The 24,870-nt window shown below is 49.9% G+C and carries 22 protein-coding genes; 5 read left to right on the top strand and 17 right to left on the bottom strand.

Translation table 11 applies throughout. From position 1 onward, the window contains the following. Nucleotides 1-262 precede the first annotated feature (262 nt). From D5E69_RS16260 to D5E69_RS16280, 5 genes are all read right to left on the bottom strand, one after another. Nucleotides 263-739 (bottom strand): MaoC family dehydratase, encoded by a 477-nt coding sequence (locus tag D5E69_RS16260; protein ID WP_048012677.1) that lies wholly within the window; start codon nt 737-739, stop codon nt 263-265. A 424-nt stretch (nt 740-1,163) separates the two neighbouring features. Beyond that, nucleotides 1,164-2,102 (bottom strand): malate dehydrogenase, encoded by a 939-nt coding sequence (mdh, locus tag D5E69_RS16265; RefSeq protein ID WP_159130376.1) that lies wholly within the window; start codon nt 2,100-2,102, stop codon nt 1,164-1,166. Nucleotides 2,103-2,163: 61 nt separating this feature from the next. Further along, on the bottom strand, nt 2,164-3,432 hold the full coding sequence (icd, locus tag D5E69_RS16270) for an NADP-dependent isocitrate dehydrogenase (RefSeq protein WP_048006331.1): 1,269 nt from the start codon (nt 3,430-3,432) through the stop codon (nt 2,164-2,166). Nucleotides 3,433-3,549: 117 nt separating this feature from the next. Continuing rightward, the gene (citZ, locus tag D5E69_RS16275) at nt 3,550-4,668 is read right to left on the bottom strand and encodes a citrate synthase (protein ID WP_159129916.1); all 1,119 of its coding nucleotides are present in this window, start codon (nt 4,666-4,668) and stop codon (nt 3,550-3,552) included. A 381-nt stretch (nt 4,669-5,049) separates the two neighbouring features. After that, nucleotides 5,050-5,508 carry a DUF441 domain-containing protein gene (locus D5E69_RS16280; protein ID WP_048006333.1) on the bottom strand — a complete coding sequence of 153 codons (459 nt, stop codon included), beginning with the start codon at nt 5,506-5,508 and terminating at the stop codon, nt 5,050-5,052. A gap of 136 nt (nt 5,509-5,644) precedes the next feature. Here D5E69_RS16280 and ytvI point away from each other — a divergent pair, with 136 nt between their 5' ends. Then, on the top strand, nt 5,645-6,757 hold the full coding sequence (ytvI, locus tag D5E69_RS16285; RefSeq protein WP_048006334.1) for a sporulation integral membrane protein YtvI: 1,113 nt from the start codon (nt 5,645-5,647) through the stop codon (nt 6,755-6,757). A 313-nt stretch (nt 6,758-7,070) separates the two neighbouring features. Here ytvI and D5E69_RS16290 read toward each other — a convergent pair whose 3' ends face one another. The 8 genes from D5E69_RS16290 to dnaE all read right to left on the bottom strand — a co-directional run bounded on the left by D5E69_RS16290 (nt 7,071) and on the right by dnaE (nt 17,971). After that, nucleotides 7,071-7,457, bottom strand: a complete 387-nt coding sequence (locus tag D5E69_RS16290; RefSeq protein WP_159129917.1) for an FxsA family protein — start codon at nt 7,455-7,457, stop codon at nt 7,071-7,073. A gap of 108 nt (nt 7,458-7,565) precedes the next feature. After that, nucleotides 7,566-9,326, bottom strand: coding sequence for a pyruvate kinase (pyk, locus tag D5E69_RS16295; RefSeq protein WP_048012679.1), 1,761 nt, complete (start codon nt 9,324-9,326; stop codon nt 7,566-7,568). A gap of 30 nt (nt 9,327-9,356) precedes the next feature. Next, nucleotides 9,357-10,316, bottom strand: a complete 960-nt coding sequence (gene pfkA, locus D5E69_RS16300; protein WP_048006337.1) for a 6-phosphofructokinase — start codon at nt 10,314-10,316, stop codon at nt 9,357-9,359. Between the two features lie 306 nt (nt 10,317-10,622). Further along, complete coding sequence (accA, locus tag D5E69_RS16305) at nt 10,623-11,603, bottom strand: acetyl-CoA carboxylase carboxyl transferase subunit alpha (protein WP_048006338.1); 981 nt, start codon at nt 11,601-11,603, stop codon at nt 10,623-10,625. Next, nucleotides 11,597-12,466, bottom strand: coding sequence for an acetyl-CoA carboxylase, carboxyltransferase subunit beta (gene accD / locus D5E69_RS16310; protein WP_048006339.1), 870 nt, complete (start codon nt 12,464-12,466; stop codon nt 11,597-11,599). Before accD ends, accA begins: the two co-directional genes overlap by 7 nt. Nucleotides 12,467-12,595: 129 nt before the next feature. After that, the gene (locus D5E69_RS23895) at nt 12,596-13,261 is read right to left on the bottom strand and encodes a FadR/GntR family transcriptional regulator (RefSeq protein WP_159129918.1); all 666 of its coding nucleotides are present in this window, start codon (nt 13,259-13,261) and stop codon (nt 12,596-12,598) included. Further along, a complete protein-coding gene (gene ystJ / locus D5E69_RS16320; protein ID WP_048006340.1) occupies nt 13,258-14,496 on the bottom strand; it encodes an NADP-dependent malic enzyme in 1,239 nt (412 codons plus the stop codon). The genes D5E69_RS23895 and ystJ overlap by 4 nt, the downstream gene beginning before the upstream one ends. 139 nt (nt 14,497-14,635) lie before the next feature. Continuing rightward, entirely contained in the window at nt 14,636-17,971 is a 3,336-nt protein-coding gene (dnaE, locus tag D5E69_RS16325) for a DNA polymerase III subunit alpha (protein ID WP_159129919.1), read from the bottom strand. A gap of 132 nt (nt 17,972-18,103) precedes the next feature. Between dnaE and ytrH the strand changes: the two genes are divergently transcribed. Together ytrH and ytrI are read left to right on the top strand one after the other, a co-directional pair. Continuing rightward, complete coding sequence (ytrH, locus tag D5E69_RS16330) at nt 18,104-18,439, top strand: sporulation membrane protein YtrH (protein ID WP_048006342.1); 336 nt, start codon at nt 18,104-18,106, stop codon at nt 18,437-18,439. Further along, entirely contained in the window at nt 18,436-18,939 is a 504-nt protein-coding gene (gene ytrI / locus D5E69_RS16335) for a sporulation membrane protein YtrI (RefSeq protein WP_048006343.1), read from the top strand. The genes ytrH and ytrI overlap by 4 nt, the downstream gene beginning before the upstream one ends. 34 nt (nt 18,940-18,973) lie before the next feature. Here ytrI and D5E69_RS16340 read toward each other — a convergent pair whose 3' ends face one another. Then, entirely contained in the window at nt 18,974-19,912 is a 939-nt protein-coding gene (locus D5E69_RS16340) for a DHH family phosphoesterase (protein WP_048006344.1), read from the bottom strand. A gap of 85 nt (nt 19,913-19,997) precedes the next feature. Between D5E69_RS16340 and D5E69_RS16345 the strand changes: the two genes are divergently transcribed. Then, the gene (locus D5E69_RS16345) at nt 19,998-20,300 is read left to right on the top strand and encodes a YtpI family protein (protein WP_048006345.1); all 303 of its coding nucleotides are present in this window, start codon (nt 19,998-20,000) and stop codon (nt 20,298-20,300) included. Nucleotides 20,301-20,344: 44 nt separating this feature from the next. On the opposite strand, the gene D5E69_RS16350 is transcribed toward D5E69_RS16345, so the two are convergent. The 3 genes from D5E69_RS16350 to ald form a co-directional block, all read right to left on the bottom strand. Next, complete coding sequence (locus tag D5E69_RS16350; RefSeq protein ID WP_048006346.1) at nt 20,345-21,664, bottom strand: DRTGG domain-containing protein; 1,320 nt, start codon at nt 21,662-21,664, stop codon at nt 20,345-20,347. A gap of 98 nt (nt 21,665-21,762) precedes the next feature. Continuing rightward, a complete protein-coding gene (locus tag D5E69_RS16355; RefSeq protein WP_159129920.1) occupies nt 21,763-21,993 on the bottom strand; it encodes a hypothetical protein in 231 nt (76 codons plus the stop codon). 290 nt (nt 21,994-22,283) lie between these two features. Next, entirely contained in the window at nt 22,284-23,402 is a 1,119-nt protein-coding gene (ald, locus tag D5E69_RS16360) for an alanine dehydrogenase (RefSeq protein ID WP_048006348.1), read from the bottom strand. Between the two features lie 143 nt (nt 23,403-23,545). Here ald and D5E69_RS16365 point away from each other — a divergent pair, with 143 nt between their 5' ends. Then, nucleotides 23,546-24,859, top strand: coding sequence for a purine-cytosine permease family protein (locus D5E69_RS16365; RefSeq protein WP_249931505.1), 1,314 nt, complete (start codon nt 23,546-23,548; stop codon nt 24,857-24,859). Nucleotides 24,860-24,870: the final 11 nt, after the last annotated feature.

The following is a 24,870-nucleotide window of genomic DNA, read 5'->3' on the forward strand; positions in this document are numbered from 1 at the left end:
AATTTACCCCTTCATCCATTAGCATTATGTAATTGTACTTTTATTATAATATAATTTTGCAGTGTTACCACTACTATTCGGCGTTTTGAGAGCAGTCGGGATAAATGTCCCCTCTTTCATCCAACATTTTGAGAGATGTGATGGTATCCGTGATGAACGCAATGAGCGGGCCAATCGTTCCCCACCGGACCACTTGAAGGACCGGGAGCGGTGGCTGCACAGAACAGTCAGCAAATAAAAAAACCGCTCTGAAGGGAGCGGGTTAAAAATTTTCAAGGGCATGGCTGTTCATCTTCTCCAACCGGTGAGGTGGGCATACGTTAATCCTTCCCGTCACGACCCTTTCATCGTCTTCATTATCTGCGGTTACTTCGATGATGATGGAATGGGCCTTCAAATCGATTTCTTTTACTTCAAACAGAAATCGGACGGTAGCGTAGTGATAGACGGGCTTATGGAATTGGATGGATTGTTCGACGATATGCGAGCCGGGTCCAGGCAGGTATTTTGAGACGGCTGATGTGATGATTCCCGTCAACATGATGGATGGGACGATCGGCTTCTTGAAAGGCGTTTGCGATGCATAGTCGTGCTGAATATATAAAGGATTGGCATCATTCGTCAAGCCAAGGTAGAGAAGGAGTTCATTGTCCTCGATCTTCTCTGTGAGCGTCAGCTTCTCACCAATGGTCATATCTTCGATTTTTCTTCCCGGTTTTCTTTTTTTACCCAGTAACATGGACGCACCTCCTGAATGTAAACACTTACATTTTTAAATAGTCTGTCTATTAATATAGTATCATTTCTATTGTGCCCAAACAAAGGACTTTTTAGTAGAATTTCAAAAGCGATTCAGTGCATGAAAAAAAGGTTGAGACAAAACGAAAAAGATGCCATGAAATGACGAACACAATCGTATAGTTTCTTTATACCGCTCATGATTTCCGTGCAAGACTTCGCAGCCCGTGAGCCTCCTCGGCAGGCCCGCGGGGAGCCACTCTTCCAGCAGGGGTCTTCGTCTTGCACTCCAATCAACCGCTGGAAACGATAGAAAAATGTTTGTGAAATAAATGAAAAACCCGAACTCTTTTGCCTGATCGTAGGCAAACGAATTCGGGTTCTACTATGACTGAAACACGTTTGTCCCAGCCCCACGTACTATTTTACACCAATGCTTCCATGACGTTTTTGACGGCACTTGCCGATTGGCCGAGTGCTGTTTTCTCTTCTTCCGTCAGTTCAAGCTCGATGATTTTCTCAAGACCGTTTCCACCAAGGATCGTTGGTACACCAAGGTAAATTCCGTCATATCCATATTCGCCTTCAAGATAAGCGATGGCAGGGATGACGCGGCGTTGATCTTTGAGGATCGCTTCCACCATCTGAACGAGTGAAGCTGCAGGGGCATAGTAGGCACTTCCGTTTCCAAGAAGACCGACGATTTCCCCACCACCTTTACGCGTGCGCTCAACGATGGCATCGAGGCGATCTTTCGGAATCAATGTTTCAAGCGGGATTCCGCCTGCATAGGAATAGCGGATGAGCGGTACCATGTCGTCTCCATGTCCACCAAGAACGAAACCAGTAACGTCTTTCACTGATAGATTCAGTTCTTGGGCAACGAATGTACGGAAGCGGGCAGTATCAAGGACACCCGATTGACCGATGACGCGCTCTTTAGGGAATCCGGACTCTTTGAACACCGTATAGGTCATGGCATCCACAGGGTTCGTTAATACGATGATGTAACAGTTTGGCGAGTACTTCACGATTTCCTGCGTCACGGACTTCATGACTTTTTGGTTCGTCTGAACAAGATCATCACGGCTCATTCCAGGCTTACGCGCGATACCGGCTGTGATCACCACGATGTCCGAGTCCTTCGTATCTTCATAGTTCGACGTACCCATGATGTTCGAATCGAATCCTTGTACCGGACTTGCTTCGAGCATATCCAAAGCCTTTCCTTTGGTCGGATCTTCATTTTGCGGGATATCAACAAGCACCACATCAGAAAGTTCTTTTTGTGCAAGCATCAATGCTGTTGTGGCACCAGTGAATCCTCCACCGATTACTGAAACTTTTCTACGTTTGATTGTCATCATTGCTTCCCCCTGTTCTTATGTAAGACAGGAGCAGATTCTGCCCCTGTCAGTCAATGAATTACATATTTTCGATCAAGGCTGTACCGAACTCTGAACATTTCACTTCTGTTGCTCCATCCATGAGACGGGCAAAGTCATATGTTACGACTTTGGAAGCGATTGTTTTTTCCATTGATTTCGTGATCAGATCTGCTGCTTCATTCCAACCGAGGTGCTCAAGAAGAAGAACGCCAGATAGGATGACAGAAGATGGATTCACTTTATCAAGGCCTGCATATTTAGGTGCAGTTCCGTGTGTTGCTTCGAAGATGGCATGGCCGGATTCATAGTTGATGTTTGCTCCAGGAGCAATTCCGATTCCACCAACTTGTGCAGCAAGGGCATCCGAGATGTAGTCACCGTTCAGGTTCATGGTCGCCACAACATCGAATTCAGCCGGACGCGTAAGGATTTGTTGAAGGAAGATATCCGCGATGGAATCTTTTACGATGATCTTGCCGGCAGCTTCAGCATCAGCTTGTGCTTTGTTGGCAGCATCAAGACCGTCAGCATCCTTGATCTTATCGTATTGAGCCCATGTGAATACTTTATCGCCGAATTCCTTTTCAGCAAGCTCGTAGCCCCAGTTTTTGAAAGCTCCTTCAGTGAACTTCATGATGTTTCCTTTGTGGACTAGGGTTACAGACTTGCGGCCTTCTGTGATCGCATAGTTGATGGCAGCGCGCACAAGACGGCTTGTCCCTTCTTCTGATACAGGTTTGATCCCGATCCCGGATGTTTCAGGGAAACGGATCTTGTTGACACCCATTTCATCTTGAAGGAAGCTGATCAATTTTTTCACTTCATCAGAACCCTTTGCATACTCGATACCGGCATAGATATCTTCTGTGTTTTCACGGAAGATGACCATATCCGTATCTTCAGGACGCTTCACCGGTGAAGGTACGCCTTCGAAGTAGCGTACAGGGCGAAGACATGTGAACAGGTCAAGCTCTTGACGCAGTGCTACGTTCAATGAGCGGATCCCGCCTCCTACAGGAGTTGTCAGTGGTCCTTTGATCGCGATGAAGTATTCGCGGATCGCTTCAAGCGTTTCTGCAGGGAGCCATTCACCCGTTTTGTTGAATGCTTTTTCACCGGCATACACTTCTTTCCACTCGATCTTGCGCTCACCGTTGTACGCTTTTTCAACGGCAGCATCAAGGACGCGCTGAGAGGAAGCCCAGATATCCGGACCAGTTCCGTCTCCTTCGATAAATGGTACGATCGGATGATTCGGGACGTTCAATTGGCCATTCTCATTCGTGATTTTTTCAGCTTGTGTCATGTATGTACCCTCCATTTACTCATTATCAAAGGGAACAACGCCCATCGCTGTGAGCATGTCATTCCCTTTATCTATTACTATTACACCAATATTTTGAGTGTTTGTAAATATCGGTGATTAACCTCTTTCGCTTACCGGCACGTATTCTTGCTTCCCAGGCCCGATATAATCGGCACGAGGACGGATCAGACGGTTGTCGGAATATTGCTCAAGGATATGTGCAAGCCAGCCCGATACCCTGCTGACCGCAAAGATCGGCGTGAACAGATCATGGTCGATCCCAAGGCTGTGATAGACGGACGCAGAATAGAAATCGACGTTCGGTGGAAGATCCTTCTTCGAGGTGAACGTTGCATCCACTTTCTCGGAGATTTCGTAGTATTTGCCTTGTCCCGTCAGCTCGGTTAGGCGCTTCGACATTTCCTTAAGATGCTTGGCACGAGGGTCCCCTTGACGATAGACGCGGTGTCCGAAGCCCATGATTTTCTCTTTTTTCTCCAGCTTTTCAAGTACGTACTCTTCAGCCTTATCGACGCTTCCGATTTCAGTGAGCATCTTCATGACCTGTTCATTCGCACCACCGTGAAGCGGACCTTTCAACGCGCCGATGGCCGCCGTGACACCAGAATAGACATCTGATAGAGTGGCAACGCATACACGGGCCGTGAAGGTAGACGCATTCAGTTCGTGGTCGGCATGAAGGACGAGCGCTTTGTTGAACGCTTCGATTTCAACCGGTTCAGGTGTTTTGCCGTTCAGCATATACAGGAAGTTCGCCGCAAAGTTCAAATCCTTGCGAGGCGCAATCGGCTCCTGTCCGTTACGGATGCGTGCGAATGACGTGACGATCGTCGGGATCTTCGCCTGAAGGCGCACGGCTTTCATGTAGTTTTCCTGTGGATCCATGACATCCGCCTTGTCATCATACAGGCCAAGCATGGATACCGCCGTCCTGAGTGCTGCCATCGGGTGGACTTCCTTGGTATTGTACATCTTGAAATGCTCGATCACCTCAGGTGGAAGAGCTGCATTTTCTGCAAGCAGGTTGGATAGCTCTTCCAACTCTCCTGCAGTAGGAAGCTTAAGATGCCACAATAAGTAGATAACCTCTTCGAAACTAGCATTATTTGCTAGATCGTCGATATTGTAGCCTACGTATGTAAGAGTGTCATCAATGATGGAACTGATGGATGACGTAGTAGCTACAATTCCTTCTAATCCGCGAGTCGCTGTCATAATAATCTCTCCTTTGTTTAATTACTTCTACCCATTTCCCTATGAGCTTAAAACCCTAGCCATCGCCGTGCGATAAGCTTCAGGATCTTTAAAAGAACGATTGACCGTGAAGTGAGCGATTGCTCACCCAGCCAGCAAAAAATGATTCCCCGCCCCATCTTTGTCATATTATGACGATCTGCGAGCTTGGGATACGCTTACATTTCCTATTATAAACAATACTCAGACTTTTGTGAATGAAAACGCATTAATTTATGCAAATTATTTTTCTAGTAAAATAAACCACTCCGATTTTCCCACGCATACACTCGCATATCCGGTATGCTCTTTCCAAATGAAAGAAAGCCCCTCCCCTGATGGGATGGGGCTTTCACTCCGTCTCTAAGCGATCATTTCATATACCTTCATGGCAAGATAGGCGATCCCTGCTCCGATAAGGGGACCGACAGCGACCCCCTTGAATACGGCAACCGCGATGACGGTACCAAGTACGAGTGCCGTCGTGATGTGGGGATCGTTTTCCAGGAGGGTCAATCCATTCTTGGCGATGATGGCCACTGCCATCCCGGATATCAATGCAATCCAAGCGTACGGGGACTTCATGGATGAAATGAGATCCTTGAAGCCGATCTCACCCGTGGCGATGGGGGCAAGCACGGCGATCGTGATGATGGTCACCCCCCAGTTGATGCCTTTACCGGAGATCGTGCTGAAAATCTTCTCGTCTGCACCCAGCACACGAAGGATAATCAATACAGCCGATGCAATGATGATGGATTGGTTCTTGGCTACGAACCCGATCCCTAATAATAATAGTAAAAATAATAAAGGCTGGGACAAGCCATCCTTCCTCCTCTCTATCTCCGTTCAATCGTTATCCTACCATACCAACGGCTGTTAACAAACAGGGTTGAAAACTATCTTTCCGTTCTTACCTGAATTAAAATAGAATAGACTAGCTTTAGGAGGGATGCCGTTGAACCTGGAGTATTTATATCGATTCATTCGTTTTCTCATTGTCGTGGCCATCGTGAGCCTAGCGTTCGTTGCCCTGTTTTACATATGGAAACTCGCTTACCCTTTTGTGATCGCCATTGCCATCGCCTTCCTGATGAACCCCTTGGTGAATGTTCTCGAAAAAAAGGCGAGGTTTCCGCGCATATGGGCCGTGACCCTTTCCCTGCTCATGATTGTATCAGCTTTTGCCGGATTAATCACCCTGCTGATTGCGGAAATTGTCTCAGGAGCCAATTATCTGGCAGAAGTTTTGCCTAAACATGTCGAAACCCTCGTGGATTACGGAGAGGATGTCATAGCCGGGAAGGTCATGCCGTTCTATGAGCAGGTGTCCGGTTTGTTCAAGAATCTCGATGCAGGACAGCAGGATACCGTCATGGAAAATATACAGGCCGCAGGAACGAAAATCGCCACTTCTGCAGGGGACTTCCTTCAAAATTTCTTCACGAGGCTCCCGCAGCTCGTTTCGTGGATCCCGAATGCTGCCACTGTGCTGATTTTCTCTGCACTGGCCACCTTTTTCATCAGTAAGGACTGGTATACATTATCCTCAAGAGCGGAAAGGTTTATTCCCGGGAAAGCCATGACAAGCGGCAGGAAGGTGATTGTCGACTTGAAAAAGGCACTATTCGGCTTAATCAGGGCACAGTTCACCCTGATCTCCATCACCGCCATCATGGTCCTGATCGGACTTCTGATCCTGAAAGTCGACTATGCCATCACCATCGCGCTTGTGACCGGACTTGTGGATCTGATGCCATACCTTGGTACCGGAGTCGTATTCGTCCCATGGATCGCCTATGAATTCATCACGGGGAATATGGGTCTCGGGATCGGATTGTCCGTCCTCTATGTTGTCGTGATTGTGCAAAGGCAGATCATGGAGCCGAAAATCCTCTCTTCCAGTATCGGACTTGACCCACTTGCGACACTTGTGGCCCTTTTTGTCGGCTTCAAGCTCATCGGTTTCCTCGGTCTCATCGTCGGCCCCATCGTCCTCGTCATCGGACAGACGCTTCACCGTGCGGGGGTGTTCAAGGACACTTGGCGATTCATCATCGGAGAAAAATGATATAAGGGGTTGGGACAAAACTAAAAAGGTACGATCTAATGACGGACACGATCCGTATAGGTTCTTAATACCGCTCATGATTTCCGTGCAAGACTTCGCTTTCCCCGGGTAGCCCGTGTGCCTCCTCGGCAAGCCTGCGGGATCTCACATCAGCTACTCTTCCCGCAGGAATCTACGTCTTGCACCCCAATCAACCGCTGGATACGATGATGGTCATGAAACAAAGTAAAAACCCGAATTCATTTGCTTATCGCAGGCAAATGAATTCGGGTTTTACTATGACTTAAACACGTTTGTCGCCTCTTTTCCGCGTTCAGCGATAGATGATGACATTCCGGTTCCTTCCCCATCTCCTGAACAGCCTGAAGAGGAAGGGCTTTATCATACTGCGCGTCGGCGGCAGCAACAGGATGAGTCCGAGCAGATCGGAAACAAATCCCGGCAGGATGAGGAGAAAGCCGCCTGCTGCAATGCAGAGGCCATCTGTGACGTGTCCGCCTGGCATGCGCCCGCTCTGGATATCCTGCTGGACTTTCCGGATTGCATCGAGACCCTGCTTCTTAGCAAGGAATGCCCCAAGGAGCCCCGTCAGGATCATGAGGGAGATGGTAGGGAAAGCTCCGATCAGATGACCCGACCAGATCAACAGGCTGATTTCAACAAATGGAAAGATGATGAGGGAAGCGAGAATGTATTTCATGAATGGATTCCTCCAGACGCTTTATCGTTTCACCCAGTATAGCACAGGTCGGGTCAGAACCCATACAAAAAGGCCGGAACCAACTATTGGTTCCGGCCCTACTATTTATTAGAGGATGCTTGCCTGGCCGTTGTAAACGACTCCGCGTGTCGCATCAACCGTGATTTCCTGTCCATCTTGGAACAATGCAGTGGCGTTTTCCACTCCAACGATCACAGGGATACCGAGGTTGATCCCTACAACTGCTGCGTGACTTGTCAGACCGCCTTCTTCCACGATCAATGCTGAGCATTTCTCGAGGGCAGGCATCATTTCTTTATCCGTTCCGATTGTAACGAGGACGGATCCTTCTTCTGTCTTGCTTACCGCTTCTTCAGCAGATGAAGCAACGACCGCTTTACCGAATGCAGATTTGCGTCCGATTCCTTGACCTTTCGCTACGATGTCACCGACAACGTGAATCTTCATAAGGTTTGTTGTACCGGATTCTCCGATTGGAACACCAGCCGTGATGACGATCAGGTCACCATGTTTAGTCATACCGGAATTCATGCTCTCATCGACTGCCATTTGAAGCATTTCATCCGTTGTGGAAGCTTTTTGACCCATGGTAGGGAATACACCCCATACAAGTGCCAATCTTCTTGTAACGGAATCATCGCTTGTGACGGCAACAATCGGCGCCTTCGGACGGTATTTCGAGATCATACGAGCCGTATGTCCGCTTTCCGTCGGAGCAACGATGGCGTTCACGTCAAGATTGATGGCAGTATGAGCGACGGATTGTCCGATTGCATCGGTCATGTTGTGCTCACAGTCTTTGATGCGTGCAGAAAGGATGGCGCTTGAATCAAGAGCCTGCTCTGCTCTTGAAGCGATGCTGTGCATGGTTTCAACAGCTTCGACAGGATAGCTTCCTGCTGCCGTTTCCCCTGAAAGCATGATGGCATCCGTTCCATCGAAGATCGCATTGGCGACGTCACTTGCTTCCGCCCTTGTCGGACGCGGGTTGCGCTGCATGGAATCAAGCATTTGAGTAGCCGTGATGACCGGTTTACCCTGTGCATTACACTTTTTGATGAGCATTTTCTGTACAAGAGGTACTTCTTCAGCAGGGATCTCAACACCAAGATCTCCACGTGCTACCATCAAACCGTCGGAAACTTCAAGGATTTCATCGATATTATCGACACCCTCCTGATTTTCGATTTTAGGGATGATGTGGATATGAGATGCGTTATGCTCTTCAAGAAGCTGGCGGATCTCAAGGACGTCAGACGCACGGCGAACGAATGAAGCCGCGATGAAATCAATCCCCTGTTCGATACCGAAGATGATATCATTGGCATCTTTTTCGGTGATTCCAGGAAGATTCACTGAGACGCCTGGTACGTTGACACCTTTTTTGTTTTTAAGGGCACCACTGTTGTTGATGACCGTGTGGATTTCCCCGTTTGCTTTATCGATCTTTGTGACTTCAAGTCCGATCAATCCATCATCAAGAAGGATTTTGGAGCCTTCATGTACATCATCGATCAATCCTTCATAGGAAACAGAGAACTTGTCCACTGTACCGACAACTTCTTGCATGGACACAATGATATTTTTCCCTTTTTCAAGCTCGATGCCGCCGTTTTCCATGGTATGCGTACGGATTTCAGGTCCTTTTGTATCAAGGAGGATCCCGATATTTTTACCGGCTTTGGCAGCTGCTTCACGGATATTGATGATCCGTTGTCCGTGCTCTTCAAAGTCACCGTGTGAGAAATTCAGGCGGGTCACATTCATACCAGCATCGATAAGCTGGGATAGTTTCTCTACGCTTTCACTGGCAGGTCCGATCGTACATACAATTTTTGTTTTTCTCATTTTGTTACCTCCTGGGTTTGTACTTCTTTATTAGATGGAAAGTTCTTTGGAAAGATTATACATCTCAAGGTCGATATGATGTGGTTTGGCCAATGCTTCAATGATATCATAATCAACAAGCTGATTCTTTTCGATCCCGACAGCGCGACCGCCGTTCCCGCTCACGAGCAGCTCCACTGCTTTGGCACCGAGTCTGCTTGCAAGCACCCGGTCCGAAGCAGTAGGAGTGCCTCCACGCTGGATGTGTCCGAGTACGGATACGCGCGTATCCATGCCGGTCGCTTCCTTGAATTGGTCGGCGAATTCATTACCTGACATGACCCCTTCGGCCACGACGATGATGCTGTGTTTCTTTCCGCGCTCCTGCCCTTTATTCAGACGAGTGATCACATCATCCATATCGAATTTTTCTTCAGGGATGAGGACGGTTTCCGCACCACCTGCAAGGCCAGACCAAAGGGCGATATCGCCTGCATTGCGTCCCATGACTTCGATGATGAATGTACGCTCATGGGAAGTGGCCGTATCACGGATCTTATCGATGGCATCGATGACCGTATTCAGCGCCGTATCAAAGCCGATCGTATATTCCGTACCCGGTATATCGTTGTCGATCGTACCCGGAACGCCCACGCATGGATAACCCCACTCAGTCAGGGCTTTCGCTCCTTGATAAGATCCATCTCCACCGATGACGACAAGTCCTTCGATCCCGAACTTCTCGAGCTGTTCGATCCCTTTTTTCTGGCCTTCCTTCGTCTTGAACTCTTCACAACGCGCTGTGTAGAGCATCGTGCCTCCACGGTGGATGATATCACCGACGGAACCAAGCTCAAGCTTTTGAATATTTCCATTGATCAAGCCGTTATATCCTTGATAAATCCCGTATACTTCAACATCCATGAAAATCGCTTTACGCACGACGGCACGCACGGCCGCGTTCATACCTGGCGAATCCCCGCCACTCGTTAGTACACCTATCTTTTTCACTTCAATCACCTCTTGAGTAATATGCATATCTATGTAAAAAGAACATACGCATTTGTTAATGCTTTCACATAATTCAGGAAAATGGTAAATATGCCAATCTCCCTACTTATTATGGTCCAATGATACAAGGTTTATTTCTAAAATACCATGAAGAATAGCGGTTCTCAACAAGTTCCTCCTTCTCGGTGCAAAAGACGAAATGTTCACTTAACTGAAACCGATTAATCTTCCTTTTTATGACAGAAACCATCCTGAAAGAGAAAAGGACCGACAAAAGTCTTTATCCACTTTGTCAGTCCGCATTCTTTATGATTTTACCCCGATACGATCATTTAAAACAGTATACTCGCCAATTGCCTTAAATTTATCATAACGATGCTGGACGAGCTCCTCTTTCGACAGAGAGATCAGCTCTTTAAGGGATCGTTTCAATACGGCTTCGATCTTTTCGGATTGGGTTTTGACATCTTTGTGTGCCCCGCCCTTGACTTCTTCGATGATTTCATCGACGATGCCCAGTTCCTTCAGATCCGGTGCCGTGATCTTCATTGATTCAGCTGCCTTTTTGGCTTGGGTCGCGTCCTTCCAAAGGATGGCGGCCGCGCCTTCAGGGGAGATGACAGAGTACGTGGAATTCTCCAGCATGTGGATATGATTCCCGACTCCGAGTGCTAGGGCACCACCGCTTCCCCCTTCTCCGATGACGATACAGATGACAGGGACGGTCAGGCCGGCCATTTCCACCAGATTCCTGGCGATGGCTTCACTTTGCCCCCTCTCCTCTGCTGCTTTACCGGGGTAGGCACCCTTCGTATCAATGAAGCAGATGATCGGACGATTGAACTTATCGGCCTGCTTCATGAGGCGAAGCGCCTTGCGGTACCCTTCAGGATGAGGCATCCCGAAGTTGCGCCTGATGTTTTCCTTCGTATCTTTTCCCCGCTGATGGCCGATGATGGTCACAGGCACCCCGTGGAAACGGCCGACTCCGGAAACGATCGCTTCATCATCCCCGTAGGTGCGATCACCGTGCATCTCCATGAAATCAGAGAATAGATTTTCGATATAATCGAGGGTGGTGGGGCGATTCGGATGACGGGCGACTTGAACCCTCTCCCACGGTTTCATGTTCTCATAAATATCCTGTTCAAGCTTCTGAAGCCTGTTTTCAAGCTTTTCGATTTCATTGGAAAGATCCACGTCTGAATCCTTCGTGAACTCCTTCAGCTCGGAAATCTTCTTCTTCAGCTCGAATACCGGCTTTTCAAATTCCATTTCATTTACCATGAGAGGTCACCGTCCCACTGATGTAGATCTACTAAAGTACCGATTTTATCTTTCAGGTCCAGCCTGTTCAACACGTCATCAAGCTGGCCATGTTTCAAGAGGAATTCCGCCGTCTGGAAGTCTTCAGGGAGATCTTCACGGATCGTCTGCTCGATGATCCGGCGACCGGCGAATCCGATGAGCGCACCCGGCTCTGCAAAGTTATAGTCACCGACGGAAGCGAAGCTCGCCGACACCCCACCGGTGGTAGGATGGGTCATGATGGAGATGAAGAGCCCGCCATTATCACTGAACCGCTTCAGGGCGACGCTTGTTTTGGCCATCTGCATGAGGGAAAGGACCCCTTCCTGCATCCTTGCTCCACCTGAAGCTGTGAAAATGATGAATGGAACCTTTCTCCTGTCTGCTTCTTCGACTGCCCTCGTGATTTTTTCACCGACGACAGATCCCATGCTTCCCATGCGGAAGCGTGAATCCATGATGGCAAGGACGATCTCATTGCCATTCACCTTCCCGCTTCCCGTCAGCACAGCTTCGTTCAGATCCGTCTTTTGACGGTCTTTATCGAGCTTCTCCAGATAATCGGGGAACCCGAGTGGATTGACCGATGCAAGCTCGCGATCGAGTTCAGAGAACGTTCCTTCATCGATGAAGCTGTCCACCCGTTCATGGGAGCTCATTCCATGGTGATACCCGCAATGAAGACAGACCTTGAGATTTTTCTGTAGCTCTTTCGTGTACATGATCTTCTTGCAATCCGGGCACTTTGTCATGATTCCTTCCGGTACATCATGTTTTGCTCCTTCGGAAGGGATTGTTGCGTATTTCCGTTTTTTCGGTTTATTAAATAGTTCCTTCAGCAAGGCTAAAACCTCCTTAACCAATTACAGACATCCCCTGGCCACCAGCTTGTGACGGGCAGGAGATGACTGCCTTATCTCTCTATTCGTGCATTCGAAAAAACTGCTTGTCTATCAGTTTACTGGATTGATTCAGAAAAAGATGTTGGAAACTGTCAGCTCTCCGTCGACATTATTCCGCACTTTCTTATAAGCTTCCTGCACAGCCTCTTTATCCTGATTCCCGATGCCCTCTAGCATGCTCAGGATATCTTTCTTCAAATCGGTACAAAGAAGGGTTTTCCCGCAAATGAGGGTTTCGTAATCATTCAATATATTCCATATCCGATGAGCCAGATGATTCGGGGCATGACGTACGATTTCATTGAGCACATCACCCAGTGAAAGATCTTCCGCAGCCTGGATTTCCTCCGCCATCCCCTTCAAAGATTCCTTCTCAATGAAAAGGGCCCGTAAGGCCTCTTTTTCAATCATGATCTTCATGTGCAGGATATCGTTTTGAGTTTTATGATCTTCGAGGATGAACATCCCGAGGAGATCGATCAAATGATGTTCGCGGAAATCCCGGAGGAAGGTCCCTTCCCCTCTCCTGGTCTCGATGAGTCCCAACAGCTCGAGCGCCCGGAGTGCTTCTCTCACAGACGAGCGCCCCACATTCAATCGTTCGGAAAGCTCCCTTTCAGATGGCAGCTTATCACCGGGGGTGAGCCCGTCATTCGAGATGATTTCCTTCAGCTGGTGAACGATCCCGATGTAGACTTTCGGATGGGACTTCAGGGAGTTCACGTCGGACTTCATTCTCCCTTCCCGATGACCGCTAACTCTTCCGTTTTTTTACGGATTTCTTCAGGGTCCACCTTCAAGCGTGCAACGCCTGTTTCCATGGCCGCCTTCGCTACTGCTGCAGCCACGGCCGGAGCGACGCGTTTATCAAATGGAGCTGGAATGACGTAATCGGCATTCAGCTCGTCTTCACTGATGAGCTCTGCAATGGCCTCGACGGCCGCCTGCTTCATTTTCTCGTTGATATGGGTCGCCCGCACGTCAAGGGCCCCCCGGAAGATCCCAGGGAAGGCGAGGACATTATTCACCTGATTCGGGAAATCGGAACGGCCTGTCCCGATCACTTTGGCACCGGCAGCCTTCGCAAGATCCGGCATGATTTCAGGGATCGGATTCGCCATGGCGAAGATGATCGGATCCTGCTTCATGGAAGAGACCATTTCTTCGGTCAATGCACCTGCAACAGAAACTCCGATGAACACATCGGCATCTTGAAGGACTTCTTTCAAACCGCCTTCGATGCGGTCCCGATTCGTGAATTTCGCCACTTCGTCCTTGATGGTGTTCATCCCTTCAGGGCGCCCTTCGTAAATCGCACCCTTGGAGTCGCACATGATGATATCCCTTACCCCGTAGCGATAAAGGAGCTTGATGATGGCGATCCCTGCAGCTCCCGCCCCGTTGGCGACAACCTTGATCTCACTCATTTTCTTGCCGACGATCTTAAGGGCATTGACAAGCCCGGCTACGGTGACGATGGCAGTACCGTGCTGATCGTCATGGAAGATCGGGATATTCGTTTCTTTCTTCAAACGCTCTTCGATTTCAAAACAGTTCGGGGCAGCGATATCCTCAAGATTGACCCCTCCGAATGTCGGCTCGAGAAGCTTGACAGTTTCGATGATCTTCTCGACATCCGTCGTGTTCAAACAGATCGGGAAGGCATCGACACCTGCAAAACTTTTGAACAGGACGGCTTTCCCCTCCATGACGGGCAAGGCGGCTTCCGGTCCGATATTGCCGAGTCCGAGTACAGCTGTCCCATCTGAGACGACGGCAACCATGTTGCCTTTCATTGTATAATCATAGACCGTTTCCGGTTTATCATAGATATCTTTGCAAGGCTCTGCCACCCCTGGAGAATACGCAAGGCTGAGGTCCTCCGCATTCCGGACTTCCACTTTAGACTTTGATTCCAATTTCCCCTTGTTGACACGATGCATATGAAGGGCTTCTTCTCTTAATGACAAATCGCTTCATCTCCTTTAGAAATTGAATAACGTTTGAATGATAAAGAATAAGTGCTGGACTGAAAGTGGTCATGACCCTAGTGGTCAGACCACCTTTTTCTATTAAACAATAATATAAATAAAGATGTAAGTAAAGACGTTATTGCAACACAACGTTTCGATTCCCTAATAATTTTTTCAGTGAGCCCATGGCGTTTTCTGCTGAACGGCTATTGAAGCCCTGGGGAAGCTTGACCGTCTTCTTCTCTTCCTCAAAGTAAATCAGGACTTCTGTATCACCCGCATGTTCTGCCACAATCCCTTTGATTTTCATAAGCATGCTCTCCTGATCTTCCCCTATTCCGATTTTAAGGAAAAGGCGTCCTTCAGGCTCGTTCAGATCTGAAGCATCACCGATGATATTAATGATCAGTTGCAGGCGGTCGTTCCTCTCCTCCATGTTTCCTTCGAGGACCAACACCTTCCCGTCCTTCAGGATGTTCATATTCCTCTTGTACACATTCGGGAAGATCACGCCCTCGAGATCTCCCGTCTCATCCCCCATTTCGACAAAGGCCATCACTTCTCCTTTTTTCGTCCGTATGGTCTTCACCGAGGTCAGATATGCACCGACTTTCACCCTGTCGCCCGCCTTCACATCGGCAATGGGAAGGATCCCGTGCCTTGTGAATCGTTCCCGGTGGGAGGAAACCGGATGATCGGACAGGTAAAGCCCCAGGACCTGCTTCTCGAACTGCAGCTTCCGATCGAGGGGCATCGCCTCCACTTCGACCGTCTTCGGCTTGGGGAAGAAATCTTCTTCGTCTGCGAATAGATCGTCATCCGGTCCGATGAGCTCTGCGTGCTCAATGGCCACATCGAGACTTGCAAGAAGCACGGCACGGTCCTCACCGAATTCATCGAAGGCGCCGGAGAGGATCAAATTCTCAAGGATGCTGCGATTGATCACTTTCAGGGAAACCCTGATCGCAAAATCAAACAGATCTGCGTATGGCCGATCTTGCCTCGCCCTCGTGATTTCCTTCAGGGCAGCGGCCCCGATCCCCTTGATGGCCCAGAGGCTGTACCGGATCCGGTTTTCCCCTTCCACCTGGAACATGAAATGCCCGGAATTGATCGACGGCGCAAGGATCTCGATCCCTGTCTGCCTCGCCTCACGGATATAGAGGGCGATCTTCGCGTCATTCCCCACGGAAGCTGTGAGCAAGGAAGAAAGGAAGTAAGCGGGATAATGCGCTTTCAGATAGGCAAGCTGATAAGCAATCTTACTGTAGGCGACGGCATGGGACCGGTTGAATCCATAGTCTGCAAAACGGACGATAAGGTCGTACACATCATTGGCAGCGGCCTCACTGTATCCATTCTTCAATGCCCCTGAAACGAAATGCTCCCTCTCCCGGTCCAACACTTCCTTCTTCTTCTTCGAGACGGCCCTTCTCAGAAGGTCCGCTTCCCCGAGTGAAAAGCCCGCCATCTTCGAAGCAATCTGCATGATCTGCTCCTGATAGACGATGACTCCATAGGTGGCTTCCAGGATCGGTTTGATTTCGGGAATCGGATAATGCGGCGCCTCTTCCCCGTGCTTCCTCCGGATGAACATCGGGATATTTTCCATCGGCCCCGGCCTGAAGAGGGCGTTGACCGCCACGATGTCTTCAAACGAGCTTGGCTTCAGCCTCGTCAACACGCTTCTCATCCCGTCGGATTCGAGCTGGAATACCCCGCTCGTCCTTCCTGCAGAGAGTAATTCGAAGGTCTTCTCATCCTGATCGGGAATGGACGCCAGGCTGAATGTCCGGTTGCCCCTTCGCTGGATACTCTTGACGATCCGCTCCAGGATGCTTAAATTCCTGAGACCGAGGAAATCCATCTTAAGGAGCCCGATTTCTTCCAGCGTATCCATGGGGAACTGTGTGAGGTGGATCCCCGTCGGACTGCCCTGTATGGGAACCCACTTCACCAGGGGCTCGTCACTGATCACGACTCCTGCTGCGTGGGTGGACGTATGCCTTGGCAGTCCCTCGATCTGCTTGGCCACTGTGAAGACCCTGCGGTGGAGGTCCGAGCTTCCGATGAGGTCACGAAGGGCTTTTGAATCCCGGTACGCTCCTTCAAGCGTCAATCCCGGCTTGGATGGGAGCAGTTTCGACAGCTGCTCCTGCTCCTTCATGTTCAAGCCGAACACCCTCCCCGTATCACGCAGGGCGGCCTTGGCGGCAAATGTACCGAACGTGATGATCTGGGCAACGTGCATGCTTCCATACTTCGCTTCCACATAGTCAATCACTTCATCGCGGCGGTGATCGGGAAAATCGATATCGATATCCGGCATCGTCACACGTTCGGGGTTCAGGAAACGCTCGAACAGAAGATCGTGACGGATAGGATCCACATCGGTGATATCAAGGGCGTAGGAAACAAGGGAGCCTGCGGCAGAACCCCTTCCCGGTCCCGTCAGGATCCCGTTCTCACGGGAAAATTTCATGAAATCCCACACGATGAGGAAGTAGTCGCTGAAGCCCATGTCCCCAATGACTTTGAGTTCATAATCCAGGCGGTTCAGATAGACATCCGTTACATCATCGACCTTGCGATGCAATCCGCTTTCACACTGTCGCTTTAGTTCCGAGAGGGCATCGACGCCTTCGGGGAGGGGATATCTCGGCAGGAGCTGCTGATGGAAAGGGATCTTCACGCTGCATCTTTCCGCAATCTTCAACGTGTTTTCGAGGGCATCGGGAACATCCCCGAACAAGTCGACCATCGCTTCCTTCGGCTTCAGGTAGTAATCGCTGCTCTTCAGAACATCCCGTTCCTCGTCGGCTAACTTCACCCCGTCACGGATGGCATTCAAGCATTCCAGGGCGAAATGTTCGCCTTCTTCCAGACAGTGGACGTCATTTAGTGCCACCACTTCCGTCCCGGTCTCTTTGGCAACGGCTGTAATCATGGAGCGCAGTTTTTCTTCTTCAGGCAGCCCATGATCCTGAAGGCCGAGATAGAAGGATGACGATCCGAAGAGGTCTTGATAGCGGCGGATCTTCTCCACTGCCTGCTCTTTTTCATCAGCCAGAAGCAGGCTCTCTACTTCCCCCTTCACACCCGGAGTGATGGCAATGAGTCCTTCGTGATAGGAATGAAGCCATTTCAGCGGGATCCCTTCAGGGGTCTTCGCCCCGATGCTGCTAGAGATTTTCATGAGGTTCTGATAGCCCTGCATGTTTTCACAGAGGAGAACCATCGGATAGGCCTCCGTTTCGTTCACGGCCACATCCGCCGTCAAACCGATGATCGGTTTGATGCCTTCTTTCAGGCATTGTTTATAAAATGGCACGACGCCATACATCATATTTTGATCGGTAAGGGCCAGGGCCTTGAAACCGAGTTCCTTCGCTTTATGTACGAGTCCATTTATGGAAATCGTGCTTGAAAGCAAGCTGAAGGAGCTTGCCACCTGTAAATGAACGAACGACATGATTGCACACCCTTTATTCCTTAGTAATTCCATTATAGGGATGTTCACATAAAAAAGAAAATATGTTCTCCCTCATATCCTGTCCCCCCATCCCATATAGATATCATAAAGACAAGTACGGGAGATGATGTTATGACAGAAGCTTTCTTCCCAGAACTGTTCAAAAGCTTCTTTATCGCCATGGGTGTCCTTCTAGGGGGATCGCTCCTTGGCGGGCTCGCTTCATTCGCCATGGGACAGCCCCTTTTCATCGAGATGTGGAGGCTGTCCAACTTCCTGCGGATCTGGGCCATCATCGCGGCCATCGGAGGAACCTTTGACACGGTCTACAGTTTTGAAAAAGGATTCCTGAACGGAGAGACAAAGGAGCTCTTCAAGCAATTCCTTCTGATTCTCGCTGCACTCGGCGGGGCCAACACGGGAGCCATGATCATCAGCTGGCTCACGCAGGAGCACGTCTCCTCATGAGGATCCCGCCTTTTTACAGGCTCCCTTCCTTTCAGCGATTCTTTGCCGGTGCCGTCATAGGTGGCATCGTCAGTTGGATGATCTTCATCTTCATGTATGGCTCCATGCATGAAAAGCAGACTCAAAAAATACAAGATCAGCAAACACAGCTCGATAAACTGACGAGCACCTTATCTTATCTTCAAGAAGAGAATAAAGAATTGAATGAAGAGAATGAGGACGAGTTGACGATCCAGGAAGTGAGGGTGAAGATCCTCAATCCGACCAAAACCAAGGTGGAATTACTAAGCCTCCACAGGGCAGAGGAAACCCTGAGCCAGGATTTAAGGAGTCTTCTAAATCAAAATCTGGAGACAGCCCATGATAATAAAGAACTCATCAAAAAGATCATCGAGAACAAAACCATCAAGCTGAACGACAAGCCTTTCAGACTCGAAGTGAAGGAAATCTACTTTTACACCACCACCGACCTTACCCTGGCCCTCAAATACGAAGAATAAAAAAGGACACTTCACAAAGAAGCGTCCTTTTTTATCATGATTCCCTGCATACGTTCCGAAGGTCCTCCATGACATGGTCCTTTTGTTCCCACGAATGAATGGACGCCCCTGCTGCCAGCGGATGACCGCCTCCGTTGTATTTCTTCGCCACCGTATTGATGACCGGGCCCTTGGAGCGGAGCCTGACCCTGATCTGGTCATCTTCTTCTATGAAGAATACCCACGCCTTCATTCCTTTAATGTTCCCCAGTACGCTGACAAGGAGTGATGCCTCGGATGGCACGACATCGAATTCCTCGAGGATTTCCTTCGTCATGATCATGTTCCCGCATCCCAGCTCGTCCATTTCGAAGTTCTGGAGCACATATCCATGCAATTTCACCACGTTGGCATCGACTTCGTACATTTTATTGAACAGGTCATTGCGGTCGAAATCCTTGCGTATGAGTTCACCTGCGATATCAAATGTCTTTTGGGTCGTACTCGGATAGAGGAAGCGTCCCGTATCCCCGACGATCCCTGCAAATAATAAACGGGCTGCCGTATCGGGGAGGGTCAGTCCTTTGTCCTTCCCGAATTCATAAAAATCATAGATCATCTCACTGACCGAGCTCGCACTCGTGTCAACCCAAAGGACATCTCCGTATGGGTCCTCGTTCGGGTGATGGTCGATCTTGACGAGCTGATCACCGAGACTGTAACGGAGGTCGCAGATCCGTTCGGCGTTGGCCGTGTCACAGACGATGACTAGGGCTCCTTCATACACATGATCCTCGATCACATCGAGGCGGTTCAGATAATGAAGCGTCGGCTCTTCTTCACCGACGGCAAAGATCTTTTTATCCGGAAAAGAAGCTTTGAGGATTTCCACCAGGCCTCCCTGTGATCCGTAGGCATCCGGGTCTGGCCTCACATGGCGGTGGACGATGATGGTTTCATATTGCTTGATAAGATTCAGGATTTGATCTTTCATGGAAATCTCCTTTGTGATTTATATTGGCAATGGCGGGAATTATCTGTAAAATAAGAGCGAGAAACTTGAACGGGGGTTGTCCATCATGTATTTCTTCGCATTTTTTGTTGTGTTAGCGTTTTCCTTCTATCTCTTCTATAAGGTGAAACAGGTAAGGACAAAGCGGCCCATGGAGAAAAAATGGCTGTCCGCCAAGTCCAGTATGGCACTCGGCTTGTTCGTGGCCCTTTTCGGCATCAATCAGCTCATCCTGTTCTCCGGCACGGTCACGTATGTAGTGGGGATCTTTTTCATCCTCATCGGAACCGGCAGTCTATGGATGGGATTCCGCTACTATAAACATGTCCTACCCTATGCTCAGCGCGAAGCGGAAGAATTGAATCAGTGAATCCTTTGGGCCTGCCGGCACACGGTGGGCCCTTTTTGTGCAAATCAGTGGCGATCGATGAGCTGACAGATCATCAGGGACTTACCGACAAGCACTCCGTCGTGGTAGACCTCCACATCCACTTTCCCGAATTTCCTCCCTACATCGAGTACCTTCGGATGGATATCAAGCATGCTTTCCATCTGAACGGGCTTGATGAAGTAGATCGTCATATTCTCGATGACGATATCCCCTTTTTTATACGGTTTGAGGGCACGATTGGCCGCCTCTGTCATCAGGGTGGTGAAGACTCCGTACGAAATCGTTCCGATCCCCGTTGTCATCTGGGGCGTGACGGCGAACTGGTAGGTTTCTTTTTCCCCTTTGCGCTCCGATGCAGCTTGTACCCCGTTGGTGATGATATCTTCGATGGTCTCCCCGACTTGAGGCTGACGCTGGATCATTTGAAGGGCCTTCAGTACATCCTGACGGCTGACGATGCCCATGAGCTTATGGTGTTCATTCACCACAGGCAGCACTTCGATCCCTTCCCAGATCATGATATGGGCGGCCGAAGCCACGCTCGTATTGCCATTGACCGTGATGGGGTGGCGGGTCATGATCTTGTCGATCCCCATATGCTTCTCCTGCCCCATGACGTCTTTTGACGTGACCATCCCGATGACCTTCCTGTTCCCATCGACGACGGGGAAGCGACTGTGGAAGGTATACTGATTCTTTTCATACCATTCTTCGAGGGTATCATCGATATGAAGATGGACCGTATCCTCAACAGGGGTCAGGATATCCTCCACGAAAATAATTTCTTTTTTGATGAGCTGATCAAAGATCGCCCGGTTGATCATCGTGGCGACGGTGAATGTATCATAGGATGTCGAGATGATCGGAAGTTCCAATTCATCGGCCAGTCGCTTCACATGATCCTCTGCATCGAATCCTCCTGTGATCAGTACGGCTGCCCCTGCCCGCAGCGCGTGTTCCTGCGCCTGGGAACGGTTCCCGATGATCAAGAGATTTCCTGCTTCGGTATAGCGCATCATGGCTTCGAGCTTCATGGCGCCGATGACGAATTTGTTGAGCATTTTATGTAAGCCGGTCTTCCCGCCCAGCACTTGGCCGTCAATGATATTGACCACCTCTGCATAGGTCAGCTTCTCAATGTTCTCTTTCTTCTTCTGTTCGATCCTGATGGTCCCTACACGTTCAATCGTACTCACATAGCCTTTTGTTTCCGCGTCCTTGATGGCGCGGTATGCCGTTCCTTCACTGACATTGAGGGCTTTGGCGATCTGACGGACGGAAATCTTCTCCCCGACCGGGAGGGTATCGATATACTCTAGTATCTGTTCATGTTTAGTAGCCAACTCGTTCACCCTTCTTTATATCGTCCTATTCATATTATAAGGTGAAGACCCCTCCGTTTCAATCTCAGGGGGAATCGAATACCCGACTCCCCCTTCCGTCACCGACCGAGTACGCGCTTCCTCTCCGGCTGCTTTGCCCCCGTCTTCCCTTTCTTCGGGGAATAAAGCACGGCTGCGAAGTTCCCCGCAAGGACGAACATGGCAAGGATCAGCCATGAAAGGGAGAACCACCCTTCCAGCCCCTCTGCAAAAATCGACAGCCTCGGCACGGCATAATAGAGTAAAACCCCCGTCACCAATAGACAAAGGACGTATCGCTGTTTCTTCAATTCACCCACTCCTTCCTGCTTACCCCATCTATATGCACGGATATCCTGAAAGTTGTCCCAGGATGACGAAGTCTTCTGATATTAAAAATGATGGTGCCTGATCAGGCACCATCATCATCTTATAGCTCTAACGTATCGAGAGCGGTCATGGCACGACCCTCTACACCTTTAAACATGACCTTTTTCAGTGGGTGGAAGCGCACATGGAAACTTCGCATCACGGCCATTCCGTGGTGAAAATCAAATCGGACGAAAGAAATGTACATTCCTGAATAGACCCTTTACCGGGCTCACACTTGCTTCAGCTGGGTGAGGGTATCGGAATAGTCGAGATCATGGGCCTCCGCAACCGCTTTGTAGGTCACATAGCCGTTCAGCGTATTGATTCCTTTCATCAGCGGCTCATGCTCCATGCACGCTTTCTTATACCCCTTGTTGGCAATGAGCAGGGCATAGGGTACGGTCACATTGGTCAAAGCGATGGTGGACGTACGAGGAACGGCCCCCGGCATATTGGCCACCGCATAATGGACAACTCCGTGCTTCACATAGGTCGGATGATCATGGGTCGTAATCCTGTCCGTCGTCTCGAAAATCCCTCCCTGATCGATGGCGATATCCACGACGACCGAACCGGGGTTCATGGACCGGATCATCTGTTCGGTCACGAGCTTCGGGGCTTTTGCCCCCGGTATGAGCACCGCTCCGATCACCAGATCCGATTCCTTCACGGCATGCTCGATATTCAGGGGGTTGCTCATGAGGGTGGTGACATCACGGCCAAAAATATCATCAAGCTGCCTCAACCGCTCGGGACTGAGGTCGAGTATGGTGACGTCGGCACCGAGGCCGACAGCCATCTTGGCAGCGTTCGTACCGGCCACTCCACCCCCGATGATCGTCACCTTGCTTCGACTCACTCCCGGGACCCCGGAAAGAAGGACCCCTTTCCCTCCGTGGATCTTCTCAAGGAACTGGGCACCGATCTGGGTCGCCATCCTTCCAGCCACTTCACTCATCGGAGTGAGAAGGGGCAGGGAACGGTTCACCTCGACGGTCTCATAGGCAATCCCCACCACCTTGTTATCAATCAGGGCTTTCGTCAACGCAGGCTCGGGTGCAAGGTGGAGATATGTAAACAGGATCAGCCCCTCACGGAAATACCCGTATTCCTCTGGCAGGGGTTCCTTCACCTTCATGACCATCTCTTTTGCCCACGCTTCTTCTGCGCCGCCGACGATCTTCCCACCGGCACTCACATAATCTTCATCGGCGAACCCAGATCCATCGCCTGCGCCCGACTCGATGAATACCTCATGACCATTCACCACCAGATTCACGACACCGGCTGGAGTCATGGCTACCCTGTTCTCATTATTCTTGATTTCTTTCGGTATGCCGATCTGCATAATCCTTCCTCCTTCTTTCCTTATGATCACGAGAGCTCACTCTATACTCCAAGGTATTCAATGAAAACCCTTCTGTTTCCTCTCAGAAATCATTACAATAAGATATGTTCAGTGTCGCCAAAGATAAAGGAGTTTATGTGAAAATGAAATCGTCCATGATCGAACGGTTCGGACTTGAATCCATCCCTCAACATAAAAAGACTACCTCTTGGAAGGAGTACTTCATCATCCAGCTCGCGTTCTCCGTGAATTCCGGGAACTTCCTTGTCCCGGCACTCGCCGTGGTCCAAGGCGGACTGCCATTTTACGCAGCATTCCTTGCGACGGTCGCAGGTGCCTTCATGGCCTTCTTCTGCGTATCCATGCTGTCCCTTCCCGGATCGCGGTACGGACTGCCGGCTCAGTATGTCCTCCGGTCCGCACTTGGCAAAAAACTATCCATGGGCATCGCTTCACCGGTCCGCACCCTCACATCCCTCTATTGGTTCAGCGTGCAGACAATCGGCGGGACGATGGTCGTGACCTCCATGGTCAAGAAATTGACCGGAGCCTCCATTCCGTTCATCCCTGTGGCACTCGGCCTCGCCCTCTTGATGACCGCCCTGGCCCTAGTAGGCTTCGAAGCAGTCAAACGTGCGACTAAATGGTTCATCCCCATCTTGATTGCCGGCCAGTTCATCCTGTTGGCCCTATTCCTTACGGGAGATCAAGGTGGAACGGACCATCACGGCACCTTCTCGACAGGCGCATTCTTCTTTTACGGAAGCCTCGCCTTCGTACAGTATATTTCCGGTGTGAGTGCGGCATCCGACATGACCCGGTATAGCGTGAGTCCGCGCCAGGGGTTCTGGGGGGTCCTGGGAGGGAATATGACCGGTTTCATGATGACAGCCCTCCTTGGCGGACTATGCGCCAGCCTTTACGGAGGATTGAATCCCTTCGTGACCGCAGGTGAGCTCACCTCATCCGTGTTCCTGCTGTCGATCATCACCATCTCGGCCCTGGTCTCCATGATTTCCATCAACCTGAGCAATGCGTATACAGGAGGCTACAGTCTGCTCAATGCCCTTCCGCATCTGAGCAGGATCCAGAGCGCACTCCTCTTCTCCATTGCCGGGATCATTCTCAGCCTGATTCCACAGCTCGTCTATGGGGCGGAAGGGTTCATTTCCCTCCTCGGCATGCTGGTGGTACCCCTATCGGCCATCATTGTCAGCGACTTTCTCTTCATCAGGAAAGGGCGTCTTCGTGAAGAGGATCTCTCCGCCCTCGCTGCAGGAACGACGGGAACGAACAAGACAGCCATCTGCGTCATGGTGGCAGGCATCACCCTTTATGCACTCCTTCCCGATTCCCTGTCACCGGGTTTCCTGTCATTCATACTTACTGGTGCTCTCTACTTGATAGCGGGTCGCCTCCAAAAAGAAAAAACCTCGATCACCCATCAGGCAGGGTGATCAAGGTTCCG

The sequence above is a fragment of the Rossellomorea marisflavi genome, assembly GCF_009806575.1.
GTDB lineage: Bacteria > Bacillota > Bacilli > Bacillales > Bacillaceae_B > Rossellomorea > Rossellomorea marisflavi_A.